The 409-nt window shown below is 60.4% G+C and carries 1 protein-coding gene; it reads left to right on the plus strand.

All coding sequences use genetic code 11. The features are described from left to right. Positions 1-95: 95 nt before the first annotated feature. A partial coding sequence (locus D7X55_RS45240) for a hypothetical protein (RefSeq protein ID WP_233610484.1) occupies positions 96-409 on the plus strand: 314 nt, incomplete at its 3' end.

The raw sequence follows: 409 nt of genomic DNA on the forward strand, positions 1-409 counted from the left end.
GGTAGTGCCGGTCGCTGGAGGCTCCGCAGGTCATCGGTAATCGAGTTTGGCGTTACCATCGGAGCGGCTGCACCTCCCGTGAGAGCCCGGGATGGATGGAACCATCTGAGCAGGAATCGATAGTGGAAGCGATATATCCGGTCGGCGTTGCAGGGGGAATGCGGATCATCTGGTTTGCCTGGGTATCAGGTGACCATGATCGGGTGATGTCCAGCAATGGAAGGCCTGTCTGCGACAGCAGCAAGGAAGGGCTGGAGGGTCAGGTTGCCGCGCGCGGCCGAGTCCTGGACTGGGAAGGAGAGTCCGTCATTGACCTCGACTCGCTGATCTCGTCTGTAGATTCAGGGCGGGAGGTCGACCCCGGGGAGGTCGTGGATGCATGGAATTTCATGACGGACCTCTCCAGGGT

It is taken from the genome of Corallococcus sp. AB049A (assembly GCF_003668885.1).
GTDB lineage: Bacteria > Myxococcota > Myxococcia > Myxococcales > Myxococcaceae > Corallococcus > Corallococcus interemptor.